The 23,928-nt window shown below is 76.0% G+C and carries 25 protein-coding genes; 13 read left to right on the top strand and 12 right to left on the bottom strand.

All coding sequences use genetic code 11. From position 1 onward, the window contains the following. Window positions 1–122 precede the first annotated feature (122 nt). Window positions 123–776 carry a COG4315 family predicted lipoprotein gene (locus GA0070611_RS00125; protein ID WP_091655732.1) on the top strand — a complete coding sequence of 218 codons (654 nt, stop codon included), beginning with the start codon at window positions 123–125 and terminating at the stop codon, window positions 774–776. 365 nt (window positions 777–1,141) lie between these two features. After that, the gene (locus GA0070611_RS00120) at window positions 1,142–2,056 is read left to right on the top strand and encodes a DNA-3-methyladenine glycosylase family protein (protein WP_407940402.1); all 915 of its coding nucleotides are present in this window, start codon (window positions 1,142–1,144) and stop codon (window positions 2,054–2,056) included. A gap of 13 nt (window positions 2,057–2,069) precedes the next feature. Here the strand turns inward: GA0070611_RS00120 and GA0070611_RS00115 are convergent, their stop codons facing one another. Continuing rightward, complete coding sequence (locus GA0070611_RS00115; protein ID WP_091655730.1) at window positions 2,070–2,570, bottom strand: DUF1990 family protein; 501 nt, start codon at window positions 2,568–2,570, stop codon at window positions 2,070–2,072. A 91-nt stretch (window positions 2,571–2,661) separates the two neighbouring features. Between GA0070611_RS00115 and GA0070611_RS00110 the strand changes: the two genes are divergently transcribed. Continuing rightward, a complete protein-coding gene (locus GA0070611_RS00110; RefSeq protein ID WP_091655729.1) occupies window positions 2,662–3,156 on the top strand; it encodes a GNAT family N-acetyltransferase in 495 nt (164 codons plus the stop codon). 61 nt (window positions 3,157–3,217) lie between these two features. On the opposite strand, the gene GA0070611_RS00105 is transcribed toward GA0070611_RS00110, so the two are convergent. After that, window positions 3,218–3,640, bottom strand: a complete 423-nt coding sequence (locus tag GA0070611_RS00105) for an SRPBCC family protein (RefSeq protein ID WP_091655728.1) — start codon at window positions 3,638–3,640, stop codon at window positions 3,218–3,220. Window positions 3,641–3,721: 81 nt separating this feature from the next. Further along, a complete protein-coding gene (locus tag GA0070611_RS00100) occupies window positions 3,722–3,934 on the bottom strand; it encodes a hypothetical protein (RefSeq protein ID WP_091655727.1) in 213 nt (70 codons plus the stop codon). A gap of 136 nt (window positions 3,935–4,070) precedes the next feature. Between GA0070611_RS00100 and GA0070611_RS00095 the strand changes: the two genes are divergently transcribed. Further along, window positions 4,071–5,183 (top strand): ATP-dependent DNA ligase, encoded by a 1,113-nt coding sequence (locus GA0070611_RS00095; protein ID WP_091655726.1) that lies wholly within the window; start codon window positions 4,071–4,073, stop codon window positions 5,181–5,183. A 34-nt stretch (window positions 5,184–5,217) separates the two neighbouring features. Then, a complete protein-coding gene (locus GA0070611_RS00090; protein WP_407940401.1) occupies window positions 5,218–6,807 on the top strand; it encodes an alpha/beta hydrolase in 1,590 nt (529 codons plus the stop codon). Between the two features lie 34 nt (window positions 6,808–6,841). Here GA0070611_RS00090 and GA0070611_RS00085 read toward each other — a convergent pair whose 3' ends face one another. After that, on the bottom strand, window positions 6,842–7,345 hold the full coding sequence (locus tag GA0070611_RS00085) for a potassium channel family protein (RefSeq protein ID WP_091655725.1): 504 nt from the start codon (window positions 7,343–7,345) through the stop codon (window positions 6,842–6,844). Between the two features lie 73 nt (window positions 7,346–7,418). Here GA0070611_RS00085 and GA0070611_RS00080 point away from each other — a divergent pair, with 73 nt between their 5' ends. Next, complete coding sequence (locus tag GA0070611_RS00080; protein WP_091655724.1) at window positions 7,419–7,871, top strand: GNAT family N-acetyltransferase; 453 nt, start codon at window positions 7,419–7,421, stop codon at window positions 7,869–7,871. Between the two features lie 104 nt (window positions 7,872–7,975). Next, window positions 7,976–8,518 carry a hypothetical protein gene (locus GA0070611_RS00075; protein ID WP_091672246.1) on the top strand — a complete coding sequence of 181 codons (543 nt, stop codon included), beginning with the start codon at window positions 7,976–7,978 and terminating at the stop codon, window positions 8,516–8,518. Window positions 8,519–8,916: 398 nt separating this feature from the next. Here the strand turns inward: GA0070611_RS00075 and GA0070611_RS00070 are convergent, their stop codons facing one another. The 5 genes from GA0070611_RS00070 to ligD form a co-directional block, all read right to left on the bottom strand. Continuing rightward, window positions 8,917–9,636 carry an ABC transporter ATP-binding protein gene (locus GA0070611_RS00070; RefSeq protein WP_091655723.1) on the bottom strand — a complete coding sequence of 240 codons (720 nt, stop codon included), beginning with the start codon at window positions 9,634–9,636 and terminating at the stop codon, window positions 8,917–8,919. Next, the gene (locus tag GA0070611_RS00065) at window positions 9,633–10,634 is read right to left on the bottom strand and encodes an ABC transporter ATP-binding protein (protein ID WP_091655722.1); all 1,002 of its coding nucleotides are present in this window, start codon (window positions 10,632–10,634) and stop codon (window positions 9,633–9,635) included. Before GA0070611_RS00065 ends, GA0070611_RS00070 begins: the two co-directional genes overlap by 4 nt. A 1-nt stretch (window position 10,635) precedes the next feature. Continuing rightward, window positions 10,636–13,371: an FtsX-like permease family protein gene (locus GA0070611_RS00060; RefSeq protein ID WP_091655721.1), complete on the bottom strand. Its 2,736-nt coding sequence runs from the start codon at window positions 13,369–13,371 to the stop codon at window positions 10,636–10,638. Then, a complete protein-coding gene (locus tag GA0070611_RS00055; protein WP_091655720.1) occupies window positions 13,368–16,544 on the bottom strand; it encodes an FtsX-like permease family protein in 3,177 nt (1,058 codons plus the stop codon). Before GA0070611_RS00055 ends, GA0070611_RS00060 begins: the two co-directional genes overlap by 4 nt. A 120-nt stretch (window positions 16,545–16,664) precedes the next feature. Further along, on the bottom strand, window positions 16,665–17,693 hold the full coding sequence (ligD, locus tag GA0070611_RS00050; protein WP_091655719.1) for a non-homologous end-joining DNA ligase: 1,029 nt from the start codon (window positions 17,691–17,693) through the stop codon (window positions 16,665–16,667). 47 nt (window positions 17,694–17,740) lie between these two features. Between ligD and msrB the strand changes: the two genes are divergently transcribed. After that, the gene (gene msrB, locus GA0070611_RS00045; RefSeq protein ID WP_091655718.1) at window positions 17,741–18,151 is read left to right on the top strand and encodes a peptide-methionine (R)-S-oxide reductase MsrB; all 411 of its coding nucleotides are present in this window, start codon (window positions 17,741–17,743) and stop codon (window positions 18,149–18,151) included. Window positions 18,152–18,209: 58 nt separating this feature from the next. Here msrB and GA0070611_RS00040 read toward each other — a convergent pair whose 3' ends face one another. Beyond that, the gene (locus GA0070611_RS00040; protein WP_091655717.1) at window positions 18,210–18,485 is read right to left on the bottom strand and encodes an isoamylase early set domain-containing protein; all 276 of its coding nucleotides are present in this window, start codon (window positions 18,483–18,485) and stop codon (window positions 18,210–18,212) included. 158 nt (window positions 18,486–18,643) lie between these two features. On the opposite strand from GA0070611_RS00040, the gene GA0070611_RS00035 reads away from it, so the two are divergent. The 5 genes from GA0070611_RS00035 to GA0070611_RS00015 all read left to right on the top strand — a co-directional run bounded on the left by GA0070611_RS00035 (window position 18,644) and on the right by GA0070611_RS00015 (window position 22,288). Next, complete coding sequence (locus tag GA0070611_RS00035) at window positions 18,644–18,904, top strand: Prokaryotic metallothionein (protein WP_091655716.1); 261 nt, start codon at window positions 18,644–18,646, stop codon at window positions 18,902–18,904. 86 nt (window positions 18,905–18,990) lie between these two features. Beyond that, window positions 18,991–19,602, top strand: a complete 612-nt coding sequence (locus GA0070611_RS00030) for a TlpA family protein disulfide reductase (protein WP_091655715.1) — start codon at window positions 18,991–18,993, stop codon at window positions 19,600–19,602. A 1-nt stretch (window position 19,603) separates the two neighbouring features. Next, window positions 19,604–20,572 (top strand): cytochrome c biogenesis CcdA family protein, encoded by a 969-nt coding sequence (locus GA0070611_RS00025; protein ID WP_091655714.1) that lies wholly within the window; start codon window positions 19,604–19,606, stop codon window positions 20,570–20,572. Between the two features lie 9 nt (window positions 20,573–20,581). Continuing rightward, on the top strand, window positions 20,582–21,025 hold the full coding sequence (locus tag GA0070611_RS00020) for a GNAT family N-acetyltransferase (RefSeq protein WP_091655713.1): 444 nt from the start codon (window positions 20,582–20,584) through the stop codon (window positions 21,023–21,025). A 129-nt stretch (window positions 21,026–21,154) separates the two neighbouring features. Next, entirely contained in the window at window positions 21,155–22,288 is a 1,134-nt protein-coding gene (locus tag GA0070611_RS00015; RefSeq protein ID WP_091655712.1) for a lytic polysaccharide monooxygenase auxiliary activity family 9 protein, read from the top strand. Window positions 22,289–22,335: 47 nt separating this feature from the next. Here GA0070611_RS00015 and hemQ read toward each other — a convergent pair whose 3' ends face one another. Continuing rightward, window positions 22,336–23,037, bottom strand: a complete 702-nt coding sequence (gene hemQ, locus GA0070611_RS00010; RefSeq protein WP_091655711.1) for a hydrogen peroxide-dependent heme synthase — start codon at window positions 23,035–23,037, stop codon at window positions 22,336–22,338. Next, a partial coding sequence (gene hemG / locus GA0070611_RS00005; RefSeq protein ID WP_091655710.1) for a protoporphyrinogen oxidase occupies window positions 23,034–23,928 on the bottom strand: 895 nt, incomplete at its 5' end. The genes hemQ and hemG, both read right to left, overlap by 4 nt.

Below are 23,928 nucleotides of genomic sequence, written 5' to 3'. Positions count from 1 at the left end.
CCACGTGTCCCGAGCCGGAACGGTTCAACCGATCCACTGTGAAATGGAGCACCCTTTCCCCTTCAACCTTGACAGCGCGCCACCCGTACTACCCGGTGAACTGCCAAGAATGAGGAGGGCACGTGGCACACCTGAAGCGGACGACCGTCATCGTCGCGAGCGCCATGGTCGCACTGACGGCCTGCGCGCCCGCGGGCTACGACGGAGCGAACTCGAGCGCGGCCGAGCCGGTCGCCGTCGCCGCGGCCGAGCCCACGGCGGCGGCCGAACCGGAGGCCTCCGCCAGCCCGGAGGCGCCCGCCGGCGACCAGGCGCCGCCGGCCGACGTGAAGCTCACCGACCAGCTCATCGGCAAGAAGGTGCCCCGGATGGGCAACGTCGTCACCGACCAGAACGGCTGGGTCCTGTACCGCTTCGACAAGGACTCCGCCGACCCGCCGCAGTCGAACTGCGTGGACAAGTGCGCCCAGGTCTGGCCGCCCGCGCTGACCGACGGCAACCCGCAGTTGCAGGGCGTCTCCGACGACAAGGTCGGCACCGTCACCCGCCAGGACGGGACCCGGCAGATCACCATCGGGGGCTGGCCGGTCTACCGCTACATCGGGGACAAGAAGCCGGGCCAGTGGAAGGGCCAGGGCGTCGGCGGCACCTGGTGGGTGGTCGACCAGAACGGCAAGAAGAACCTGACCTGCGTACCGACCGGCACCCCGAAGCCGGTCGCCCCGCCGGCCGGCGGCGGCGACTCGGGCGACTCGGGCGGCGGCTACTCGTACTGAGCCGACCGGGTACGGACCCGGTGGCCGGTCGCAGCCGGGGAGGGCGCGACCGGCCACCGTCCTGAACCGGACGCCCGGCGTACCGGCAGCGCCCGCGTCCCGGCGCGGCGTCGGCCCGCCCCGCGGGCCGACGCCGCAGCGCCGGATCGCGCCGCTCGGGCCGGCTCCGCAACCTTCGCCGGACCCGAGACCCCGGAGCGGTGCGGGCGGCGGGCGCGCCGATGCCAGCCGGCGCCCCGCCGAGGTCCCCCCAACCCACCCCACGGCCGTTTCCGGCCGGACCGCTCCGGTCGGCGGCACCGCCGGCGCCCCACGCGCCGGCGGTGTCGCCCGTCACGGCCGGGCGTCGTGGCAGAGTGGGCGGGGTGAGCACCCCCACCGCCCGCCGGACGCTGCGCCCACCGGCCGGCTACCGACTGGCCGCCTCGGTGCGCGGGCTCACCTTCAGCCCGTACGATCCGTGCGCCCGGGTCGCCGCCGGCACCTTCTGGTGGGCCACCCGCACCCCGGCCGGCCCCGCCACCCTGGCCCTGCGCCCCGCAGCGGGCGACCTGGTCGCCGAGGGGTACGGGCCGGGCGCCGACTGGGTGGTCGAGCGGGCCGACGCGGTGGCCGGGCTGCGCGACGACCTCACCGGTTTCGCCGACCTCGCGGCGGCGCACCCGCTGGTCGCCCGGCTGGCCCGCGAGCACCACGGGGTGCGGATGCCGGCCACCGGCCAGGTCTTCCCCCGGCTGCTGCGGGCCGTCTTCGAGCAGAAGGTCACCGGCAAGGAGGCCTACCGGGCGTACGCGGCGACCGTGCGGCACTTCCGGGAGGCGGCTCCCGGCCCGCTCCAGCCGCTGCTGCTCCCGCCGACCGCCGCGGCGGTGGCGGCCACGCCGTACTGGGTCTTCCACCCGTTCGGGGTGGAGCAACGCCGGGCGGACACGCTGCGTCGCGCGGCCGCCGTCGCCGACCGGCTGGAGCGCTGCGCCGACGCGGTCGAGGCCACCCGCCGGCTCACCGCGATCCCCGGCATCGGCCCGTGGACCGCCGCCGAGGTGGTCCGGATCGCGTACGGGGACCCGGACGCGGTCAGCGTCGGCGACTACCACGTGCCGAACACGGTCGCCTGGGCGCTGGCCGGTGAGCCGCGCGGTGACGACGCCCGGATGCTGGCGCTGCTGGAGCCGTTCCGCGGCCACCGGGGGCGGGTCTGCCTGCTGCTGGAGGCGGCCGGCATCCAGGCCCCGAAGTACGGCCCCCGGGCCACCATCCGCTCGTTCGCCGGCTACTGACCGGGCGGCCCGGCTACCGGCCGGCGCAGAGCCGGCGCAGGGTACGCCCCAGCCACCAGGCGTACGCCTGCTGGAAGGCCCGGGTGACCGGCCCGGCGGCCCGCACGTACCAGCGGGCCGGCCGGCTGAACGCGGACACCTCGAACCACACCCCGTCCGCCGCCCGGGTGACCACGAACGCCTCCTCGCCGGTCTCCGGGTGCCCGGGCAGCGTGCCGTAGCCGAAGCCGGCCCGGTCCGGCCCGTCGACCGCCCAGACCACCTCGGTCGGGCCCCAGATCCGCAGCGGCCCGACGCCGAGCCCGGGAGTGACCCGCACGCCCGCGTCGGCCCGGGGCGCGTCGGTGCGCATCACCACACCCGCCGCCCGGTGCAGCCGCCAGCCGAGCACCGCGTCCGCCGCCCGGGCGAAGCACCCGTCGGGCAACCGGACCCGGTGGCGCAGGTGGTGGTAGCCGGCCGGCAGGCGCCCGTCGCGGGTCGCCCCCACCTCGGCGTACGTCAGCTCGGGCACGGCCACCTCCTCGCGCGGGACACCGCCAGCGTACGGCCGGGGCGGGTGGGCCGCCCGGCGTCGGCGCGACGGGCTGTGGTGGGCTTGCCCGGTGACCGATCAGGTGACCATCGCCCCGGCCGGCGTCGCGGACGCCGGCGAGATCCTCACCGTGCAGCGCGCCGCCTACCTGGTGGAGGCGCAGCGCTACGCCGACCCGTTCCTGCCGCCGTTGACCGAGACGCTGGACGAGGTTCGGGCCGCGCTGGCCGGGCCGACGATCGTGCTGGCCGCCCGGCGCGGCCCTCGTCTGATCGGCTCGGTACGCGTCCGGATCGACGGGGACACCGCCCACGTCGGCCGGCTCTCGGTCGCCCCGGACCAGCAGGGCCGGGGTGTGGGCGGGCTGCTGCTCGCCGCGGCCGAGGCCGCCTGCGCCGGCCGGGTGGCCCGGCTCGCGCTCTTCACCGGGGCGGCCAGCGCGGAGAACGTGCGGCTCTACCAGCGGCACGGGTACGTGCTGCTCGGGCACCGGCCGCTGAACACCGGCCCGGGCCTGGTCGACCTGGCGAAGACGCTCGACGTTCCGGCCGACGCGGACGTCTGACCGGCGCTCGTCCGGGGCCGGGGCGAGCCGGGCCGCCCGCCATGAACCGGCCGCGACGGTGTCAGCCCTGCTCGCAGCGGCGCTTGAGCGCGGCGGCCTCCTGCCGCAGGTAGTCGCGGACGGTCCGGCCCAGCAGCAGCCCGACCGGCCGGGCGAGCGGGCCGGTCTGGACCATCACCAGCTCGACCCGGACCCGGCCCTCCGGCAGCGCCTCGACCCGGTGCTCGCCCCGACTGTGCACGCCGGGGCTGTCGGACTCCCAGACGAAGAGGCGCGGGGGGTCCAGCTCGGTGACCCGCCAGACCGCCGGACGCAGCCGGGGCTGCGCCAGCCGCGCCGAGGAGCCCACGGTGAACGGGCCGGCGTCCAGCCGGCGCAGGGAGGTGACCGTGGGCAGCCACTCCGGCCAGCGCTCCACGTCGACCTGCACCGCCCAGACCCGGTCGACGTCGGCGGTGATCTCGACGGACTCGACGTACCGCATCGCGTTCCCTCCCCATGGACCCAGGGTCAGGGTACGACCGGGATCGACGCCGGGGGATCCCGCGCAGGAGGGAGCCGCGGGCTACGCGGCCTCGCGCAGGTCGGCCAGGCCCACCGGGGCGTGCCGGCGCAGCAGCTCCGCCAGCTCGGTGACCGAGGCGACCTCGCCGATCACGTTCGCGCCGCCGCCGTGCTCGGGGCGGTAGCGGTGCACCAGCCGGTAGCGGTACCGCCCGCGGATCAGCTGCACGCTCACCCGCCAGCGGCCGCAACACCCGCAGACCCACTCCGGCATGCCGGGAACGGTAGCGCTGAGCTGCGGTTTCACCATCCGGGCGCGGGTGACGAAGGGGCCGGGGCGAGGACACGCCGTCGCCCACCGCCGGTGATCTGCCTCACGACCGTCGGTGGGGTCTGATTGACTGGTCGCCGTGGAGCTGCCGATCAACCCGCCGGTCGAACCGATGCTGGCCAAGAGCGTGCCCCGACTGCCCACCGCGCCCGGGATGACGTACGAGCCGAAGTGGGACGGCTTCCGCTGCATCGTGTTCCGTGACGGCGACGAGGTCGAGCTGGCCAGCCGGGGCGGCAAGTCGATGACCCGCTACTTCCCCGAGGTGGTGGAGCAGGCCCGACGCCAGCTCCCGGCCCGCTGCGCGGTCGACGGCGAGCTGGTGGTGATCCGCCGGGACGGGCCGGGTGGCCAGCCGAGGCTCGACTTCGAGCTGCTCGCCCAGCGGATCCACCCGGCCGCCTCCCGGGTGAAGCTGCTCGCCGAGACCACCCCGGCCGACTTCGTCGCCTTCGACCTGCTCGCCCTCGACGACGAGCTGCTCACCGACCGGCCCTACCCGCAGCGCCGGGCGGCGTTGGAGAAGGCGCTGGCCAAGGTCCGCCCGCCGGTGCACGTCACCCAGGTCACCACCGACCCGGAGACCGCCCGGCGCTGGTTCGACGTGTTCGAGGGGGCCGGGCTGGACGGCCTCATCGTCAAGCCGGCCGACCTGCCGTACGAGCCGGGCAAGCGGCTCATGTTCAAGGTCAAGCACGCGCGTACCGCCGACGCGGTGGTGGCCGGCTTCCGCTGGCACAAGTCCGGTCCGGTGGTCGGCTCGCTGCTGCTCGGCCTGTACGACGACGCGGGCGTGCTGCACCACATCGGGGTCAGCTCCTCGTTCACCGCCGCGCGGCGCAAGGAGCTGCTGGACGAGCTGGCGCCCTACCGCGACGTCGACGGCGACCACCCCTGGGTGCACGGCGACCACGAGCGCGGCCAGCGCATCCCCGGCGGGGTGAGCCGGTGGACCGGCACCAAGAACCTCGAGTGGGAACCGCTGCGTCCGGAGCTGGTGGTCGAGGTCGGGTACGACGCGATGGAGGGCGACCGGCTGCGGCACACCGCCCAGTTCGTCCGCTGGCGTCCCGACCGGGATCCCCGCTCCTGCACCTACGAGCAGCTGGAGCGCCCGATCCGCTACGACGTCGACCAGGTGCTGCGCGGCGACCCGGCGGCGACCGTCGGCGGTGCGGACGGCCGGGCGTAGCCTGGCCGTCGACACGATCATGGAGGCCTCCCACGTGACCCGCTTCTCCGACCGGATCCGCCGGGTCCGACCCGCGCTGGCCGGGATCGCGGCGGCGGTGCTGCTCACCGCCGGCTGCACGCTGCCGGTGATCGCCCCGCGCGTCGAGGGCCAGGGCGAGGCCGCGCCCCCGGGCACCGCCCCGACCTGGCGAGACTGTCCGGAGGTGCCCGACGAGCTGGTCGGCCGGGGCGCGCAGGGGATGCGCTACGAGTGCGCCCGGATCGCCGTACCCCGCAACTGGGGGGCCGGCGCGGCGACCGGCGCGACGGCCGGTCCGGGCACCGGGGAGACCTTCGAGATCGCGCTGATCCGGATCCGCTCGCAGAAGCAGCACGACCGGATCGGGTCGCTGGTGGTCAACCCGGGCGGGCCGGGGGCGTCCGGCGTGGACACCGCCGTCTACCTCTCCTTCGGCGCCGGGTTCGGCGGCCTGCCCGCCTCGGTGACCGACCGGTTCGACATCGTCGGCTTCGACCCGCGCGGGGTGGCCCGGTCCAGCCCGGTCAAGTGCATCTCCGACACCGACCTGGACGCCAGCTTCGGCTACGACCCCGACCCGCGCAGCCAGGCGTCGTTCGACGGCTTCGTCGACCTGAACAAGCGGATCGGGCAGCGCTGCGGCGACAAGTACGGCGACCAGCTCCCGCTCTACGGCACCGAGCAGGCGGCCCGGGACATGGACGCGGTGCGCGCGGCGGTCGGCGACGAGAAGCTGACCTACCTCGGCTACTCGTACGGCACCCTGCTCGGCGCCACCTACGCCCAGCTCTACCCGCAGCGGGTCCGCGCCCTGGTGCTCGACGGCGCGGTGGACCCGCAGCAGAAGCTGATCGCCGGCTCGGAGAGCCAGGCCAAGGGCTTCGAGCGGGCCTTCGACAACTTCGCCCGCTGGTGCGGCGCGAACGCCGGGCGCTGCCCGATCGCGCCGGACGCCCGGGGCGCGGTCACCGACGCCATCGCCAAGGCCAACACCTCCCCGGTCCGCGCCCGCGACGGCCGGGAGGCGACCGCCGGCTGGGTGTTCTACGCGGTCATCTCCTCCCTCTACACCGAGTCCGGCTGGCAGGAGCTGGCCCGGGCGATCGACTCCCTGCAGGGCGGCGACCCGACCGGGGTGTTCAAGCTCGCCGACGCGTACGCGGGGCGCGAGGAGAACGGGCGCTACTCGAACCTGTTCGACGCCAACATGGCGGTGAACTGCGCGGACGAGACCGAGAAGCCGACCGTCGCGCAGATCCGCGCGCTGCAGTCCCAGTGGCGCGACCGGTACCCGCTCTTCGGGCCGGCCCTGGCGGTGGGGATGCTGGGCTGCGTGCAGTGGCCGGGCGGGCGGGACCCGTACCCGACCGGGAAGGCGGTCGGCGCGCCGCCCATCGTGGTGGTGGGCACCACCGGCGACCCGGCGACGCCGTACGAGCAGACCGCCGCGCTCGCCTCGATGCTGGGCGTCGGGCGGGTGCTGACCTGGGAGGGCGAGGGGCACACCGCGTACCCGCAGACGACCTGCGTGACGCGGGCGGTCGACGCGTACCTGATCTCGCTCACCGTCCCGCCGGAAGGGCTGCGCTGCCCGGCCCGCTGACCGTCCGGGCCGGGCGCGGCGGCGCCCGTGCGGGTCAGCGCCGGCGGCGTCGCCGCCGGTAGGCGACCGAGCGTTCCCAGACCGGCACCACGCCCTCGGCGGGGCCGCGTGGCTCCGGCTCGGGCACCGTGACGCCCTGCCGCGCGGCCATCTCCTCCACCAGGGCCCGCAGCCGGCGGACGTCCGCCTTCAGCTCCTCCTGCTCGTCGTGCTCGAAGGCGTCGTCGTCGACGATGAGCCGACTGGCGAAGTGCGCGGTGATCAGCGGGATCACCAGCAGCACCATGGTCGAGATGAGCATCGCGGCGAGGAGCCGGCCGGCGAAGGTGGTCGGCGAGATGTCGCCGTAGCCGACCGTGGAGGCGGTCACCACCGCCCACCAGACCGAGTCGGCGGCGCCCTTGTGCTCGGCGTGGCTGTAGAGGACGCCGGCCACCACGATCATCAGCAGGTACGAGGCGATCAGGGTGCGCGGCGAGTTGGCGAACCAGATCAGCGCCCGGTAGATCCAGCGGAACGGCAGCAGCAGGACGTCCATGGCGACATGTTGCCCGGTGCGGGCAAGCCCGGCCGGTGGACCTCGGGTTCCTTGAATGTGACACGCTGCCGGCATGACCGAATTGATCTTCCGGGAGGCCGCCCGGGCGGACCTGCCCGCCATCATCGCGCTGCTCGCCGACGACGTGCTCGGCAAGGCCCGCGACTTCACCGAGGTGGACGAGGCGTACGAGAAGGCGTTCGCGGAGATCACCGCCGACCCGCGCAACCATCTGGTCGTCGCCGAACTGGCCGGGGAACCGGTCGGCTGCATGCAGCTCACGTACATCCCCGGGCTGGGCCGCCACGGTGCCGAGCGGTCGCTGATCGAGTCGGTCCGGGTCCGCTCCGACCTGCGCGGGCAGGGCGTCGGCCGGGCGATGATGCACTGGGCGATCGACCGGGCCCGGGAGCGGGGCTGCGCGCTGGTGCAGCTCACCACGGACAAGACCCGCGCCGACGCGCACCGCTTCTACCTCGGGCTCGGCTTCGTGGCCAGCCACGAGGGGATGAAGCTGGCCCTCTGACGACCGCTCCCCCACCCGGGGGAGCCGACTCCCCGGCGGTGGCGACGGCGCTGACCCCGCCGGCCGGCAGGCTGGAGCCGCAGCCCACCGAACGGGGAGTCGCCATGTCCGACACCGTCAGCACGCCCACGCCCACGCCCGCGTCCGCCCGGCCCGACCGTCGCGGGCCCGGCTGGGCCGAGCGGGTCGCCCACCTGATCCCGCTGGTCGTGCTCCCGTCCGGCCTGTGGCGGCTCGCCCTGGTCGCGGGGGTGCCGATCGGCGCCTCGGCGCACGGTGCGCCCGTCCACCTCGGGGTCGGCGAGAGCGCCTACATCATCTCGCTGAGCCTGGTCTCGGAGGCGCTGGCGCTGCTCTCCTTCGGCCTGGTCCGCCCCTGGGGTGAGGTGTTCGCCCGGTGGCTGCCGCTGCTCGGCGGGCGTCGGGTGCCGCCGCCGTTCGCGGTCACCGTCGCCGGCGCGGGCGCCGTCGCGCTCATCCTGATCTGGGGGTACGCCGCCTGGGGCGTGCTGGTCCACGGCAACGACCTGGAGTGCTCGCCGCCCGGCTTCGCCCTGCTCCTCGCCTGCTACCTCCCCCTGCTGCTCTGGGGCCCCCTCCTGCTCGCCCTCACCATCGCCTACCACCACCGCCGCCACCGGGAGTGAACGGCGACGCGCGCCCACCCCACCGCCAGCCGGCCGGGCCGGAGCCCGAGCCCAGAGCCGGGGCCGGCGCCCGAGCGCGGAGCCGGAGCGCGGAGCCGGAGCCCGAACCCAGAGCCGGCGGGGTGAAGGGCGCGGTGACTACGAACGTGATGACGTGAACGACTCAGCCGGTCCGGGCGGCGACACGGTCCCGCCGCGCCGACGGGACGGTCGCTGTCCCGTCTTCCCGCGACGGCCCAGAGGTCCGTGGCCGGTGCGGCACCGATTCGTTGTCGTCATCAAGTTTGTAGCGGGCGACAAGAGGGTCCGGCACCGACGAGGCGTCAGCACACGACCCAGGCGTCGACGCGCGACGAAGGCGGTCGCCCGACGGCCGTGTTCGTGGCGCCGGCCGGCGGTCAGTCGTCGGTCAGCCGGCCGTCGCGCAGGGTGAGGGTACGATCGGCCAGCTCGATCAGTGCCGGGTCGTGGGTGGCGACCAGGGCGGTCATGCCCTTGGCGTGCACCACCGCCCGGAGCAGGTCCATGATGGACCGGCCGGTCTCCGAGTCGAGCTGGCCGGTCGGCTCGTCGGCGATGAGCAGGTCCGGCTCGTTGGCCAACGCCCGGGCGACCGCCACCCGCTGCTGCTGCCCGCCGGAGAGCTCGTACGGGCGCTGCAACGCGTGCCCGCCCAGCCCGACCAGCTCCAGCAGCACGGCGACCCGCTGCTCCCGCTCTGCCGCCGGCACCTTGGCCAGCCGCAGCGGCACCCCGACGTTCTCCGCCGCCGACAGGATCGGCACCAGGCCGAAGGTCTGGAAGATGAAGCCGACCGTGCCGCGCCGCAACGCCAGCAGCTCCCGCTCACCGGCGGCGGTCACGTCGTGCCCGGCCACCCGGATCCGCCCGTGGTCCGGCCGGTCCAGCCCGCCGACGAGGTTGAGCAGCGTGGTCTTGCCCGCGCCGGAGCGACCCCGGACCGCGACCAGCTCGCCCCGCCCGGCGGAGAAGGAGACCTCCCGGACGGCGTGCACCGCGTGCTCGCCCCGGCCGAAGGTACGGCTGACCTCCTCGACCCGGACCACCTCGTCGGTGGTGGCCTCCCGGACGGGCGCGGCGGTCGGCTGCTCGCTCATGCGTCACTCTCCTCGGCGTGCGCCCGGTCGCCGGGCCGCACCTGGACGTGGTCGGGTTCCAGGTCGAGCCGGACCCGGTCGCGCAGGGACAGGGCGTCCACGAAGGACACCGGGAGCTGCATCCGGCCGGTCCGGTCCAGCACCGCGTACTCCTCGGCCACCAGCTCGGTGCTGCCGTCGGCGGCGAGCCGCGCGGTCCGGCGTACCTCGGAGGCGGTCCGGCCGTCGCGGATCGCGACGGTCCGGCGGACCTGGTCGGCGACGGCGTGGTCGTGGGTGACCACCACGATGGTGACGCCCAGCTCGGCGTTGATGGTGCGCAGCGCGGCGAAGACCTCCGCGCCGGTCGCCTCGTCCAGCTCACCGGTCGGCTCGTCGGCGAAGAGCACCTCGGGGTCGTTGGCCACCGCCACGGCGACCGCGCAGCGCTGCTGCTCACCGCCGCTGAGCTGGCCGGGCCGGCGGTCCGCGCAGTAACCGACGCCGACCATGTCGAGCAGCTCGCGGGCCCGCTCCCGGCGCGCCCGCGCGGACCGCCCGCCGGCCAGCTTCATCGGCAGCTCCACGTTCTCCGCCGCGCTCAGGTACGGCAGCAGGTTCCGGCCGGTCTGCTGCCAGACGAAGCCGACCACCTGCCGGCGGTACGCGAGCCGACGCCGGCTCGACAGGGCGAGCAGGTCGTACTCGGCGACCCGGGCGGTGCCGGCGGTGGGGGTGTCCAGCCCCGAGAGGATGTTGAGCAGGGTCGACTTGCCGGACCCGGAGGCGCCCACGATGGCCACCAGCTCACCCCGGTCGATGACCAGGTCGAGGCCCTGGAGCGCGAACACCTCCACCCCCTCGGTCTTGAAGATGCGCACCAGACCGTCGCAGACGATGTGCCCGCGGAGCCGGTCGCGGCCACCCGCCCGCTCGGCCGCGCGCTGCGCGGCCCGCTGCTGGAGGACGGCCAGATCCGGCACGGCCGAGGCCGGATGGCCGGAAGCGGTCGCTGTCATGTCAGCTCTCCTCTCCGAGCCGGAGCACCTCGCCGAGGCGCAGCCGGCGGTTGTTCAGGGCCTCCACGGCGACCGCGAAGCCGAGGGCCAGCAGGGCCAGGCCCAGCACCCCGGCCACCAGGCCGGGTTCGAAACGCACCGGCACCGCCACCCCGCCGGTGAACGCGGGCAGGCCGAGCACCGGGGTGAGCAGCACCGGCAACAGCGCCCCGACCACCGCGCCGGTCAGCACCGAGACCAGCACCAGCGGGGTCAGCTCGACCAGCAGCAGCCCCCGCCACTGCCCGCGGGACAGGCCCATGGTGCGCAGCCGGGACAGCACCTGCCCCCGGGCACGCGCCCCGGCGAGGACCGCGAACGCCAGGGCCAGCAGCCCGAGCAGGCCGCCGCCGACCGCACCGATGGTGAAGCCGAAGACCAGCAAACCGTTGACCCCGCTGCCGCCCAGCTCGGCGCGGACCGCCGACCGGGTGAGCACCGTCGGCTGCCGGGGCCGGTCCCCGCCGTTCACCGTGCCGGCACGTTGGTAGCGCCGCTGTCCCTCCTCGACCACCCGGGCCACCGCCGCCGGGTCGACCCGGTCGCCGGCCAGCACGAACCCGGTCGGGGCGAGCGGGTTCGGGGCGTCCGCCGGCAGCGCCGGCCAGGGCAGCACCAGGAACCGGTCCACGCCCTGGTCGACCAGGGGGAATCCGGCCACCACGGCGGCGGTGCGGACCGGCAGCCGGTTGCCCTGCACGTCCAGCCAGGCCGGGCGGCGGCCGTCCCGGTCGGCCAGCCCGGCGGCGGTGAACTCGGCGGCGAGCGCCGGGGAGACCAGCGCCGGCAGCGGCGTGCCGCCGGTGCCGTCGCCGGGGGTGCGCAGCAGGTCCGGGACCGGCACGGCGACCCCGGCGCGGCGGGCCACGTCGGCGAAGCGGGCCCCGTCGACCAGCAGCACCCGGGTCTCCCCGACGCCGCCGAAGCGGCCGGCCCGGTCGGCGTACGGGCGCTCGCCGGGGACGGTCAGCAGCGGGGTGACCGCCCGCACCCCGGGCAGCCCCGCCAGCCCCTCGGTGGTGTCCGGCGCGAACCGCTCCCCCACCACCAGGACGTCACCGGGCACCGCCCGGGCGGCGGCGCGGTCCCGACCGGTCTCGATGCCGGCCGCGACCACCCCGCAGAACGCGGCGGTGGCGATCGCCAGCACCACCACGACCAGCGGGCCGGTGGTGGCGGCCCGGCCGGCCCGGGCGGTGCCGAGGAACGCGACGCTGCCCCGGGCCCGGGCGGCCGCCCGGCTGAGCAGGCGCAGCGGCCACGGGTAGGCGCGCAGCGCGAGCAGCGCCGCCGCCACCGCCAGCAGGACGGGCACCGAGACCAGCAGCGGATCGACCGTCCCGTCGAGGGTGAGCCCCCGCCGCCGCAGCAGGAACGCCCCGAGCGCGGCGATCACCAGCACGGTCACCTCGACGGTGCGCCGCAGCGCGGTGGCCCGCGCGCCGACCAGATCGGTCCGGCCGCCGGTGCCCCGGCCGGCGGTGAGCGCGGCGAGCGGCGGCACCAGGGTGGCCAGCAGCCCGGCGAGCAGCACCCAGCGCAGTCCGGTGCCGGCCCCCGGCAGCCGCCCGCCGAGCAGCCAGCCGGCGCCGGCCGCGAGCGGCAGCACCAGGACCGATTCGGTGAGCCCCCGGCGCAGCACGGTCACGGTGGAGCCGCCCCGGGCGCGGATCAGCGCGTACTCGGTGGCCCGGCGGCGGGCGGCCAGCCGGGCGGCGAGCAGGGTCAGGCCGGCCAGCGTGGCGAGCAGCCCGGCGGCGATGACCGCCAGCAGCGTACGGGCGGCGGCCAGGGACTCGGCGAAGCGGCGCAGCGGGATGTCGACGCCCTGGGTGAGGGTCAGTCCGGCCGGGCGGGCCCGGTCCAGCGCGGCGAGCCCGCCGATCAGGTCGGAGAGCTGACCGGCGGCGATCTCCGCCGGGGCGATCCGGTAGCGCCAGCTGAACGAGACCGGGAAGCCGGCGGTGGCGGCGGCGTCGAAGCCGTCCTCGGCGGTGTAGCCGACGGCCACGAACGGGTCCCCGTCGCCCTCCGGCGGGGTGAGCCCCAGCATGCCCGGGAGGCTGTCCCAGATCCCGGCCCGCCGGTCCCGGGGCGTGAACACCCCGACCAGCTCCATCTCCCGTACGGTGATCGGCTTCTTGTTCTGGTCCAGGATGGCGAGCCGGAACCGGTCCCCGGCGGTCACCCCGAGCGGGCCGGCGACGCTGTCGGCCAGCGCCACCTCGATCGCGCCCTGCTCGGTCACCCCCTGTTCCGGCCAGCGTCCGGCGACGAGGGTGGCCGCCTCGGGCATCCCGGTCATGCTGCGCAGGCCGAGGTCGATCAGTCCCTTGTCGGCGGCGAGCCGCGGCCCGGTGAGCCGGGCGGGATAGGTCTGCGCGGCGTACCAGCGCTCCCCGATCACCTGCTGGACGGCGGTCGGCATGCGCCGTTCGAGGGTGGCCAGTTCCAGGGCCCGGGTGGCGGCGAGCCGCTGGGCCAGCGGCGGCACGACCTCCGGCTGGGTGGCGTACGTCAGGTCGCGCCGGGCCACCGGCTGCGCGGCGACGTACTCGCGCAGTCCCTGCCCGGTGAGCCGGTCGGCGACCCGGGGCACCGCGGTGATCAGCAGCGCGGTGACCAGCGTCAGGACGGCGAGCAGCAGGAAGTGCCCCCCGTACGCCCGGACCCGCCGGACCGCCCCGAACACGCTCATCGTTCTCCCCCGATCCGGAGCTGCACGACGGCCAGCCGCTGGCGGAGGCCGGTGGTGATGAAGGCGGCGCAGCCCAGGGCGGCGAGCAGCAGCCCGGCCGCGGTCAGCCCGACCGGCGTCCACGGCACCGTGAAGACCGCCTCGGGCACCGGCCGGCCGGCGGCCGGGGTGAGGATCACCAGCGGCACCATGGTGGCCGCCACGCCGGCCCCGACCAGCAGTCCCACGCCGACCCCGAGCCCGGCCAGGAAGGTCTGCTCGGCGAGGAGCGCGCGGGCCAGCAGCCGGCTGCTGGCGCCCAACGTGTGCAGCACGGCGAGCTCGGTGAGCCGGTGCCGGGCGGTGGCCCACACGTCGACGGCCAGGCCGACGAGGGCGAGCAGCACCGCCCCGACGGCGGCGGCGAGCAGGCCGGTCCGGGCCCCTCGCCAGTACGGGTCCCGGGCGGCCTCCGCCGCCACCTGCCGGCGGTCCAGCAGGGTGGTGCCGGACAGCCCGGCGAGGTCGGCCGCCGCGGCGGTGTGCCCGGCGCGGTCGGTGCCCAGCCACCACTCGGAGATCGGCCGCAGGTTGCCCTGCTGGCGCAGCAGCAGCGTGGCGGCGGCGGGCAGGTCCAGCAGCACGCCGTCGCCGCCGGTGCCGGGCACCGCCGCCACCTGCCCGACCACCTTCACCGGCAGGGTCGCCCCGGAGAGCGGGAACGGCACCTGGTCACCGGTGTGCAGGCTCAGCGCGGCGGCCACCCCGGGCGTGATGAGCACCGGCACCGGCGGGTCGGTGCCGACCGGCACCACCGCGAACCGGGAGGTGGGCTGCCGGGCGTACTCCAGCGCTCCTTCGGGGAGCACCACCTTGTGGGTGGCGTCGACGACGCCCGGGGTGACCCGGGCCGGCACCGTCGGCCCCTGCGCCGCGTCGGTGATCCGCCAGCCGCCGTCCAAGGGCAGCGGCAGCGCCGCGCCACCGGCGTCGGCCAGCCGGAGACCGTCGAGGCGCAGCCGGTAGCTGATGCCGACGGCGTCGCCGCCGTCGGACTCGAACCCGGCCAGCCGCAGCGGGGCGCCGCCGGTCGGGGGCAGCGCCACCGAGAAGCCGACCGGGCGGCCGTCGCCGAGCGCCTCGGCCAGCGGCAGCCGCCAGGCCGCGCCGTCGTCGGTGGTGAGCAGCGCGGAGACGGTGATCCGGGGCGTCGTGTACGGGGACTCGACGGGGGTCCGGACGGTGCCGGCGAGGGTGGCCGCGCCGGCCGGCAGGAGCGGCCCGACGGGGGCGGCCCGCCCCTTGACCAGCCGGTCGAGCAGCGCCGCGGTGGACGCGTCACCGTCGGCGTCGGAGAGCCGGAGCAGCCCGCCGGCGGCGGCCGCGTCGAGGCCGACCACGCTGGCCGGCCGGTCGTCGCGCCCCACCCGGACGTCGTCGCGCCAGGCCGGCAGCACCCGCTCCAGCCCCGGTACGGCGGCCAGCCGGGCGGCCCGGTCGGCGGGGGCGGTGCCGTCCCGCTCGACCAGGCGCAGGTCCGCGCCGACGGTGTGCCGGGCCTGGTCGAGCTGCGAGCGTTCCCAGGAGGCGACCAGCGACCAGGCGAGGGTGCTGCCGCCGACGGCGAGGGCGAGCAGCAGCACCGGGCCGGCGTGCGGCCGGCGGCCGGCCTGCCACATGCCGAACATGGTGGCCACCCAGGGCCGCCGGTCGACGAAGCGCTCGGCGAGCCGGGTCGTCGGCGGCAGCAGCCGCAGCGCGACGACCGCGCCGGCCAGCACCCCGAGGGTGGGCGCGGCGGCGAGCAGCGGGTCGATGCCGAGCCGGCCACCGGCGCCGGCCAGCGGGGAGGAGTACTGCCGCAGCTGGGTCCAGGCCAGTACGGCGAGTGCGACCAGGGCCAGGTCGACGCTGGCCCGCTGCACCGCCGCGCCCCGGGTGGGGCGGGACCGGGCGGCCATGTCGGCGACGTACGTGCCGGCCCGGCGCAGGGCCGGTAGCACCATGGCGAGCAGGCAGCCGACCGCTGCGGCGAGCGCCACCGTCCAGATCCGGGTGGCGCCCCCGCCGGCCAGTCCCAGGTCCGCGCCGAGCCGGCGGACGGCCACTCCGGTCAGCGGTGGGGCGAGCAGTGCCGCCGGCACCACGACCAGGGTCGCCTCCCGGACGGCGAGGCCGGCGAGCTGGCCCCGGGCGGCACCCCGGGCACGCAGCAGCGCGGTCTGGGCCCGCCGGTCCTCGGTGAGCAGCGCGGCGACCAGCACCAGCGCGTACCCGCCCAGGACCATGATCAGCAGCAGCGGGGTGAGCAGCGCGGACCGGCCCACCAGGTCGGCGCGACCGAGCCGGTCGGCGAGCCGGTCCAGGTGACCGACGGTCTGCGCGGACGAGCCGAGCCCGGTGGCCTCGGGTACCTGCGCCGCGATGTCCCCGAGTCTGGCGCTGATTCCGGCGAGCCGGGCCGGGGCCACCCCGGCGAGTTCGGGGGCGACCAGCCAGGCCGCCGAGGTGGAGCCGGCGAAGGTCCGCGCGAAGTCGGCCGGGTCGAGCACGAACGGCCCGTACGAGCCGTCCGGGTCGGCGCTGCCCACGCCCGGGGCGAGCCGCCAGTAGGCCGCGTTCGGGTCGCGGGGTCGCCAGGTGCCGGCGAGCACCACCGCGTCGGCCTTCTCGGCGCTGCGGTCGTAGAGCGGCACCCGGTCGCCGGCGCTGAGCCCGAGCTGGCCGGCGATCTTCTCGGGCAGGGTGACCTGGAGCGGGCGGGCGTTGGTCACCGGCCACGACCCGGCGGTCAGCTCGGCGTACGCGGGCAGGTCGGGCAGGCTGGTCAGGCCCGCGAAGACCGGATCCGGGCCGGTACGGGCGTCGCCCAGGTCGCCGGTCAGCTCGCGGCCGGTGCCGTAGCGGGCGGCGGCGACGGTGACCGGTACGCCGTCGAGGCCGGCGGCGAACTGGGCCCGGACCGCCCGGTCCCGGTCGGCGTACGCCGCGGCGTCCCGGCCGCCGGAGCCGCTGACCAGCAGGCTGCGCTCCTCGGCCGGGGCGGCGTCGAGCACCGCCCGGGCCCCCGCGTCGACCGCCCGGCGGTTGTAGTCGGAGAGCCCGGTGACCAGCGCGACCGCGACCAGGGCCGCGACCGCGGCGGCGAGCAGCAGCCCGCGCGCCTCGACGGCCCGCCTCCACACCAGCTTCATCCGAGTCCTCCCCTGCCCCGGGTCGGGGCGTTGATCAGGGAGACCCGTCGAGGGCCGGAAAAGGTTCGCACGCGTTACGTGATCGTTATCGGGTCGCCGCGCCGGTCGGGGCGGCGCGGGTCAGGGGCGGGGGCGGTCGCGGTCCTTGGAGGGTTGGACGCGTTTCGGCTCGCCGGGCATCTTCGGATATTCCGGGGGGTAGGGCAGGTCGCCCAGGCCGGCGGCGGCGTCCCGGTCGGCCCACTCCAGCAACGGGCCGATGTCCCAGGGAGCGTCGTCGATGCCGGCGTGCGGGTCGCCCCGCTCGGCGAGCCGGGCCGGCACGCTGCCCAGGTGCAGCTCGTCCGGGTCGACGTCGGGCAGCTCGGCCCAGTCGAGCGGGGTGGAGACGGTGGCCCGGCCGTTGGCCCGCAGCGAGTACGCGCAGGCGATGGTCCGGTCCCGGGCCATCTGGTTGAAGTCCACGAAGACCCGGCTGCCCCGCTCCTCCTTCCACCAGGCGGTGGTGACCAGCTCGGGGCGGCGGCGCTCCAGCTCGCGGGCCAGCGCGATGGTCGCCCGGCGCACCTCGACGAACGTCCAGCGGGGCTGGATGCGCAGGTAGACGTGCACGCCCCGGCCGCCGGAGGTCTTCGGCCAGCCGGTCGCGCCCAACTCGTCCAGCAGCGCGCGCAGCTCCCCGGCGGCGGTGGCCGCGTCACCGAAGTCGGTGCCGGGCTGCGGGTCCAGGTCGATGCGCAGCTCGTCGGGACGGTCGGCGTCGGCGGCGCGCACCGGCCACGGGTGGAACACCACCGTGCCCATCTGCGCGGCCCACGCCACGTGCGCCAGGTCGGCCGGGCAGAGCTCGGCCGCCGTCCGCCCGCTCGGGAAGGCGATCTCGGCGGTCCGCACCCACGGCGGTACGCCCCGGGCCGGCACCCGCTTCTGGAAGAACATCTCCCCCTCGATGCCGTCGGGGAAGCGTTGCAGGGTGGTGGGCCGGTCGCGCAGGGCGCGCATGATCCCCTCGCCCACGGCCAGGTAGTAGTGGAAGACGTCCGCCTTGGTGAAGCCGCGCTGCGGGAAGATCACCCGGTCGGGGCTGCTCAGCCGGACGGTGTGCCCGGCGACCTCGATCTCCTCGGCCGCGGCCTTGCTGCCAGCCATTGCGCGACCATATGCGATGCCACCGACGTCCGACGTACCGTTGACCGGTGAGTCTTTCCGAGAACGAACTGCCCCGCACCGAGGACGAGTGGCGGGTCCGGCTGAGCCCCGAGGAGTTCCAGGTGCTCCGGGAGGCCGGCACCGAGCGGCCCTGGACCGGCGAGTACGTGGACACCAAGACCCCCGGCGTCTACCACTGCCGGGCCTGCGGGGCGGAACTGTTCCGCAGCGACGACAAGTTCGACTCGCACTGCGGCTGGCCCAGCTTCGACGACGCGATCCCGGGCGCGGTGAAGGAGATCCCCGACAACACCCTGGGCATGCGGCGCACGGAGATCCGCTGCGCCCGGTGCGACAGCCACCTCGGGCACGTCTTCGAGGGTGAGGGCTTCACCCCGAAGGACACCCGGCACTGCGTGAACTCGCTCTCGATCCGGCTGACGCCGGCCGAGGGCTGAGCCGCGGCGGGGCGGCCCGGGTCCCCGGCCCGACCGGGCCCGGTGCCGCCGCCGCCGCTCAGAGCAGCAGCCGGCAGCCCTGCTCGTCGACCTCGTCGGCGGAGTCGTCGTCCAGCCACACCCCGCCGGTGCCGAGGTAGCGGAAGCGGTACTCGCCGGGCCCGAGCCTGACGGTGACCGTACGGGTGCCGTCCCGCCGGCTGACCAGCTCGTGCCGTCCGGGCTCCCAGTCGTTGAAGCAGCCGACCACGCTCACCGGGCCGGGCGGGGTGTCCCGCGGCAGGCAGAAGGTGACCCGGGTCTGGGTGCCGAACAGCTTGTTGCGCTTGATCACGAGGTCCTCCGGGGGGTTCGCGGCTCTCACCTGGCCTAACGCGCGACACGCCGGGGGCGACTCGCCGTCGAGCCGGACCAGGTTCGCCGGTTTCGGTTGCTCCGCTGTGTCCGTACCCCGACCCTGGGATGACGGGTCCGTTTTCGGGGGGTTTCGACATGGCAACCTGTGAGGTCTGCGGCAACGACTACTGGATGGCGTTCGAGGTGCGCACGGTCAGCGGCGACACGCACACCTTCGACTGCTTCGAGTGCGCCATCCACCGGATGGCACCGATCTGCGAGCACTGCCAGACCAAGATCGTCGGACACGGCGTCGAGGTCTCCGGCCGCTTCTTCTGCTGCGCGCACTGCGCCCGCGCCGTCGAGGGCGACCAGGGCGCCGAGGTACGCGACGCCGTCGGCGCCCGCCCCGCCTGACCCCGCCGCGTGGTCGCACGGGAACGGACGGTGGGCGTAAGCGGTCGGTAAGGGTGCGCGGGGCCGGGGGGTGGTTAGCATCGGCCATGCCCGCGATCAGATCGACGCTGCCGCCGCTCACCCTCGCCGCCGTGCTGGCCCTCACCGGCTGCGGCGGCACCGGACCGACCGACCGGGCGGCCCCGGCCACCGGCGGCACACCGGCCGCGAGCGCGACGCCGGGCACCGCCGGGCCGACCGGAGTGCCCGGCGGCAGCACGGCACCCACCGGGAGCGCGTCGCCCGGCGCGACCGTTCCCGCCACGCTGGACTTCACCGCGCGCACGCTCGACGGCGGGTCGTTCGCCGGGGCGAGCCTCGCCGGCCGGCCGGCCGTGCTCTGGTTCTGGGCCGCCTGGTGCACCCGCTGCCGCGGCGTCGCCGCCGACGTCGCCGCGCTGCGGCGGGCGAACGCCGACCGGATCAGCGTGGTCGGCGTGGCCGGGCTGGGCAGCGGCCCGGACGCGATGCGCCGCTTCGCCACCGACACCGGCATCGCGGCGTTCCCCAACCTCGCCGACGACCAGGGCGCGGTGTGGCGGCGGTTCGGCGTCACCAGCCAGGAGTGGTACGTGCTGCTCGACTCCACCGGGAAGGTGGTGCACTCCGGCGCACTGTCCCAGGCCGAGCTGCGCCGCCGCGTCGGTGAGCTGGCCTGACGTGTCCGACGCCCCCTACGGTCTGGCGCTCGCCGCCGGCCTGCTCGCCGCGGTGAACCCGTGCGGCTTCGCGCTGCTGCCCGCGTACCTGTCGGTGCTGGTGCTGGGCGAGGGGCCGGCGGCCGCCCGCGGGCCGCTGGCGCCGGTGGGCCGCGCGCTGGCCCTGACCGCCGCGATGACTACCGGTTTCGTGGCGGTCTTCGGCGCGTTCGGCCTGCTCGCCGGGCCGGCGGCGGACGCCGTGGCGGGTCGGCTGCCGTGGGTCTCGGTGCTGATCGGGGCGGCGCTGGTGCTGGCCGGCGGCTGGCTGCTCGCCGGTCGGCAGCTGCCGACCGTCACGCCGCGTCCGGCGAGCGGCCCGGCGGTCCGGGCCCGGTTCGGTTCGATGGCACTCTTCGGCGTCGGGTACGCGGTGGCGTCGCTCGGCTGCACGATCGGCCCGTTCCTGGCGGTGGTGGTGGCCGGCTTCCGGGCCGGCAGCCCGCTCGCCGGGGTGGGCCTCTTCGTGGCGTACGCGCTCGGCATGGGGTTGGCGGTCGGCGCGGCGGCGCTGGCGGTGGCGCTGGCCCGCGACTCGCTGGTCCGGCGCGCCCGGCGGGCCGGTCCCCTGCTCGGCCGGCTGGCCGGCCTGCTGCTGGTGCTCACCGGCGGCTACGTGGCCTGGTACGGCTGGTACGAGGTGCGGCTCTTCTCCGGTCGCGGCACCGGCGACCCGGTGATCGCGGCGGCCGGCCGGGTGCAGGGGGCGGTGAGCGGCTGGCTGGCCGGGCTGGGGCCGTGGACCGTGGCGGGGGTGGTCGTCGCGCTGGTCGCCCTGGCCGCCGTCGGCTCGCTGGCCCGCCGCCGCACGGCCGACGCCCGGACCGGCACCGACCCGGCCGACGCCACCCCCACCCGCGCCGACGCCGACCCCGCCCGCACCCGCACCGAGGGCGGAGCGGTCGCCGCCCGTCGGGACGGCGGCGCATAACATCGCGGGATGCCGTACGAGTCGCACGTCGCCACCTTCGCCGAGCTGGACGCCCGCACCTTCCACGACCTGCTGCGGCTGCGCGTCGACGTGTTCGTGGTGGAGCAGGAGTGCGCGTACCCGGAACTGGACGGCCGGGACACCGAGCCGGGCACCCGGCACCTCTGGTTGACCGGCGACGACGGCGCGGTCGTGGCGTACCTGCGGATCCTCGCCGACCCGGGCGGGGTGGCCCGGATCGGCCGGGTGGTGGTCGCCCCGGCGGCCCGGGGCGCGGGCCTGGCCGGCCGGCTGGTGGCCGAGGCGCTGGCGCTGGTCGGGGACCGGCCGTGCGTGCTGGAGGCGCAGACCCACCTGGTCGGCTTCTACGCCGGCCACGGCTTCACGGTCAGCGGCCCCGGGTACGTCGAGGACGGCATCCCGCACACCCCGATGCGGCGGCCGCCGGCCTGAGCAGACATTGACGGATACCGCTTTCCTGTGACAGCGTGCCAGGCGGAGCCGCGACGCGAGCCATCGCGCGGGAGGGGCAACTCCCGCATCGTCCGGGCGTCATCCGACATCCCCACCCCGGAGGCTCAGATGTCCACACCGCACCGTCGCCGCGCCCTGGTCGCGGCGGCCCTGCTCGCCGTCGGCACGCTGGTCGCGGCGCTGCTGAACGTCACCCTGGCCGGCCCGGCCTCGGCGCACGGGTCCGTGGTCGACCCGGCGTCGCGCAACTACGGCTGCTGGCAGCGCTGGGGCAGCGACTTCCAGAACCCGGCCATGGCCACCCAGGACCCGATGTGCTGGCAGGCCTGGCAGGCCGACCCGAACGCCATGTGGAACTGGAACGGGCTGTTCCGGGAGGGCGTCGCCGGCAACCACCAGGCGGCCATCCCGGACGGCCAGCTGTGCAGCGCCGGGCACACGTCCAGCGGGCGCTACAACGCGCTCGACGCGGTCGGCGCCTGGAAGACCGCCCCGGTGACCGGCAACTTCAAGATCAAGCTGTACGACCAGGCCAGCCACGGCGCCGACTACATCCGGGTGTACGTGACGAAGCAGGGCTTCGACGCGCTGACCACGCCGCTGCGCTGGAGCGACCTGGAACTGGCCGGCCAGATCGGCAACACCCCGGCGAGCCAGTGGACGCCCGAGTCGACGGGCGTGTCGATCCAGGTGCCGGCGAGCGCGCCCGGCCGCACCGGCCGGCACATCGTCTACACCATCTGGCAGGCCAGCCACCTGGACCAGTCGTACTACCTGTGCAGCGACGTCGACTTCGGTGGCGGCGGCCCGTCGCCGACCACGTCGCCGACCACCGGCCCGTCGCCGACCACGTCGCCGACCACCGGCCCGACGCCGACCAGCTCGCCGACCGGCGGCCCGACGCCGAGCACCCCGCCCACCACGCCGAACCCGGCCGGCGGCTGCACCGCGACGTACCGGATCACCGGGCAGTGGAACGGCGGCTTCCAGGCCGAGGTGCAGGTGACCAACGGCGGCTCACCGGTGCGTGGCTGGTCGGTGAGCTGGAACTACCAGAACGGCCAGCAGGTCGGCTCGGCGTGGAACGCCACGGTGAGCACCAACGGCACCCTGGTCACCGCGCGCAACGTGGCCTACAACGGCACCCTCGCGCCGGGGGCGAGCACCGGCTTCGGGTTCGTCGGCTCGTCCGGCGCGACCAACCCGGTGCCCGGGATCGTCTCCTGCACGACGGTCGCCTGAGCACCGCCGGTCGGGGTCGCGGACGCGGCCCCGACCGGTGGCAGCGGTCAGACCAGGCAGGTGACGATGTCGGCGATCGAGCGGCGGCGGCCGGTGTAGAACGGGACCTCCTCGCGGACGTGCCGGCGCGCCCCCGAGGCGCGCAGGTCCCGCATCAGGTCGACGATCCGGTGCAGCTCGTCGGCCTCGAAGGCGAGCATCCACTCGTAGTCGCCGAGGGCGAAGGAGGCGACCGTGTTGGCCCGCACGTCGGGGTAGCCCCGGGCCATCTTGCCGTGCTCGGCCAGCAGCTCCCGCCGCTCGGCGTCGGGCAGCAGGTACCACTCGTAGGACCGGACGAACGGGTAGACGCAGAGGTACGCCCGCGGCTCCTCGTCGGCCAGGAACGCCGGGATGTGGCTCTTGTTGAACTCGGCCGGCCGGTGCAGCGCCAGCTGCGACCAGACCGGGGTGAGCGCCCGCCCCAGCGTGGTCCGGCGGAACCGCAGGTACGCGTCCTGGAGCGCGTCGCTGGAGGCGGCGTGCCACCAGATCATCAGGTCGGCGTCGGCGCGCAGCCCGGCCACGTCGTACGTGCCCCGGATGGTGACGTCCTTGCCGGCCAGCTCCGCGAAGAGCGACTCGACCTCGTCGACGACGTTCTCGCGCAGCGACGGGAGGGGGCTGGTCGCCCGGTACACCGACCACATCGTGTAGCGGATGGTGTCGTTGAGCTCCCGCAGCCGTGCCGCGTTGGTCTGCTCGGTCATGCTGCCGATCCTCCCAGTGCTGTGATGATCTCTTCGGCCGCGGTCTCGCCGGAGCGGACGCAGACCGGGATGCCGACGCCGTCGTAGCCGGCCCCGGCCAGGGCCAGTGTGGGGTGGTCGGCGCGCAGCGCCGCCCGGGCCGCCGCCACCCGGTCGAGGTGACCGGGGGCGTACTGCGGCAGCGCGCCGCCCCACCGCTGCACGTGCCCGGCGACCGGGGCCGGCAGCGGGGTGCCCAGCACCTTCGACAGCTCCCGGTGCACGGTGGTGGCCAGGTCGTCGTCGGTGAGCTGCAGCGCCGTCTCGTCGCCGTACCGGCCGACGGAGGCGCGCACCAGGGCGAGCCCGTCGGGGCGGCGCAGGTGCCCCCACTTGGTGGTGAAGAACGTCGACGCCTTGATCAGCAGCCCCTCGCCGGCCGGCACCAGGAACCCGGAGAGTTCCGGCAGCTCCGGCTCCGGCAGCGCCATGGTGACCAGGGCCACGCTGGCGTAGTCGAGCACGCCGACCGTCTCCGCGACCACCGGCGCCGGGCCGGCGAGCAGCCGGGCGGCCGGTCGGGCCGGCACGGCCAGCAGCACCGCGTCGGCCTCGACGTGCGCGGCGTCGCGGGTCGACCCGACGGTGAGCCGCCAGCCGGTGGCGGTGCGGTGCAGCTCGCGGACCGTCGCGTCCCGGCGCACGGTCGCCCCGCCGGCCCGCTCGGCCGCGTCGACCAGGGTGCTCAGGCCGCCGGCCAGGGTGCCGAAGACCGGGGCGCCGGGGGCGCGCGGCGCGGCGGCCTGCGCGGCGCGTACCGCCCCGACCAGGGTGTGTGCGGTGCGGGCCGCGCGGGCCAGCGCCGGCATGGTGGTGACCAGGGACAGCTCGTCGGAACGGCCGGCATAGACC

Origin of the sequence: Micromonospora auratinigra (assembly GCF_900089595.1) — a bacterium.
Lineage (GTDB): Bacteria > Actinomycetota > Actinomycetes > Mycobacteriales > Micromonosporaceae > Micromonospora > Micromonospora auratinigra.
Note: the sequence above shows the minus strand (reverse complement) of the source record. Positions and strands in the feature narration are given on the sequence as shown.

What these genes read in the sequence shown, in the direction of transcription:
- GA0070611_RS00105 (WP_091655728.1), bottom strand. Translation starts at nt 3,640, where the DNA reads ATGCGGTACGTCGAGTCCGTCGAGATCACCGCCGACGTCGACCGGGTC.
- GA0070611_RS00100 (WP_091655727.1), bottom strand. Translation starts at nt 3,934, where the DNA reads ATGCCGGAGTGGGTCTGCGGGTGTTGCGGCCGCTGGCGGGTGAGCGTG.
- GA0070611_RS00085 (WP_091655725.1), bottom strand. Translation starts at nt 7,345, where the DNA reads ATGGACGTCCTGCTGCTGCCGTTCCGCTGGATCTACCGGGCGCTGATC.
- GA0070611_RS00080 (WP_091655724.1), top strand. Translation starts at nt 7,419, where the DNA reads ATGACCGAATTGATCTTCCGGGAGGCCGCCCGGGCGGACCTGCCCGCC.
- GA0070611_RS00075 (WP_091672246.1), top strand. Translation starts at nt 7,976, where the DNA reads ATGTCCGACACCGTCAGCACGCCCACGCCCACGCCCGCGTCCGCCCGG.
- GA0070611_RS00070 (WP_091655723.1), bottom strand. Translation starts at nt 9,636, where the DNA reads ATGAGCGAGCAGCCGACCGCCGCGCCCGTCCGGGAGGCCACCACCGAC.
- GA0070611_RS00065 (WP_091655722.1), bottom strand. Translation starts at nt 10,634, where the DNA reads ATGACAGCGACCGCTTCCGGCCATCCGGCCTCGGCCGTGCCGGATCTG.
- GA0070611_RS00060 (WP_091655721.1), bottom strand. Translation starts at nt 13,371, where the DNA reads ATGAGCGTGTTCGGGGCGGTCCGGCGGGTCCGGGCGTACGGGGGGCAC.
- GA0070611_RS00055 (WP_091655720.1), bottom strand. Translation starts at nt 16,544, where the DNA reads ATGAAGCTGGTGTGGAGGCGGGCCGTCGAGGCGCGCGGGCTGCTGCTC.
- ligD (WP_091655719.1), bottom strand. Translation starts at nt 17,693, where the DNA reads ATGGCTGGCAGCAAGGCCGCGGCCGAGGAGATCGAGGTCGCCGGGCAC.
- GA0070611_RS00035 (WP_091655716.1), top strand. Translation starts at nt 18,644, where the DNA reads ATGGCAACCTGTGAGGTCTGCGGCAACGACTACTGGATGGCGTTCGAG.
- GA0070611_RS00030 (WP_091655715.1), top strand. Translation starts at nt 18,991, where the DNA reads ATGCCCGCGATCAGATCGACGCTGCCGCCGCTCACCCTCGCCGCCGTG.
- GA0070611_RS00020 (WP_091655713.1), top strand. Translation starts at nt 20,582, where the DNA reads ATGCCGTACGAGTCGCACGTCGCCACCTTCGCCGAGCTGGACGCCCGC.
- GA0070611_RS00015 (WP_091655712.1), top strand. Translation starts at nt 21,155, where the DNA reads ATGTCCACACCGCACCGTCGCCGCGCCCTGGTCGCGGCGGCCCTGCTC.
- hemQ (WP_091655711.1), bottom strand. Translation starts at nt 23,037, where the DNA reads ATGACCGAGCAGACCAACGCGGCACGGCTGCGGGAGCTCAACGACACC.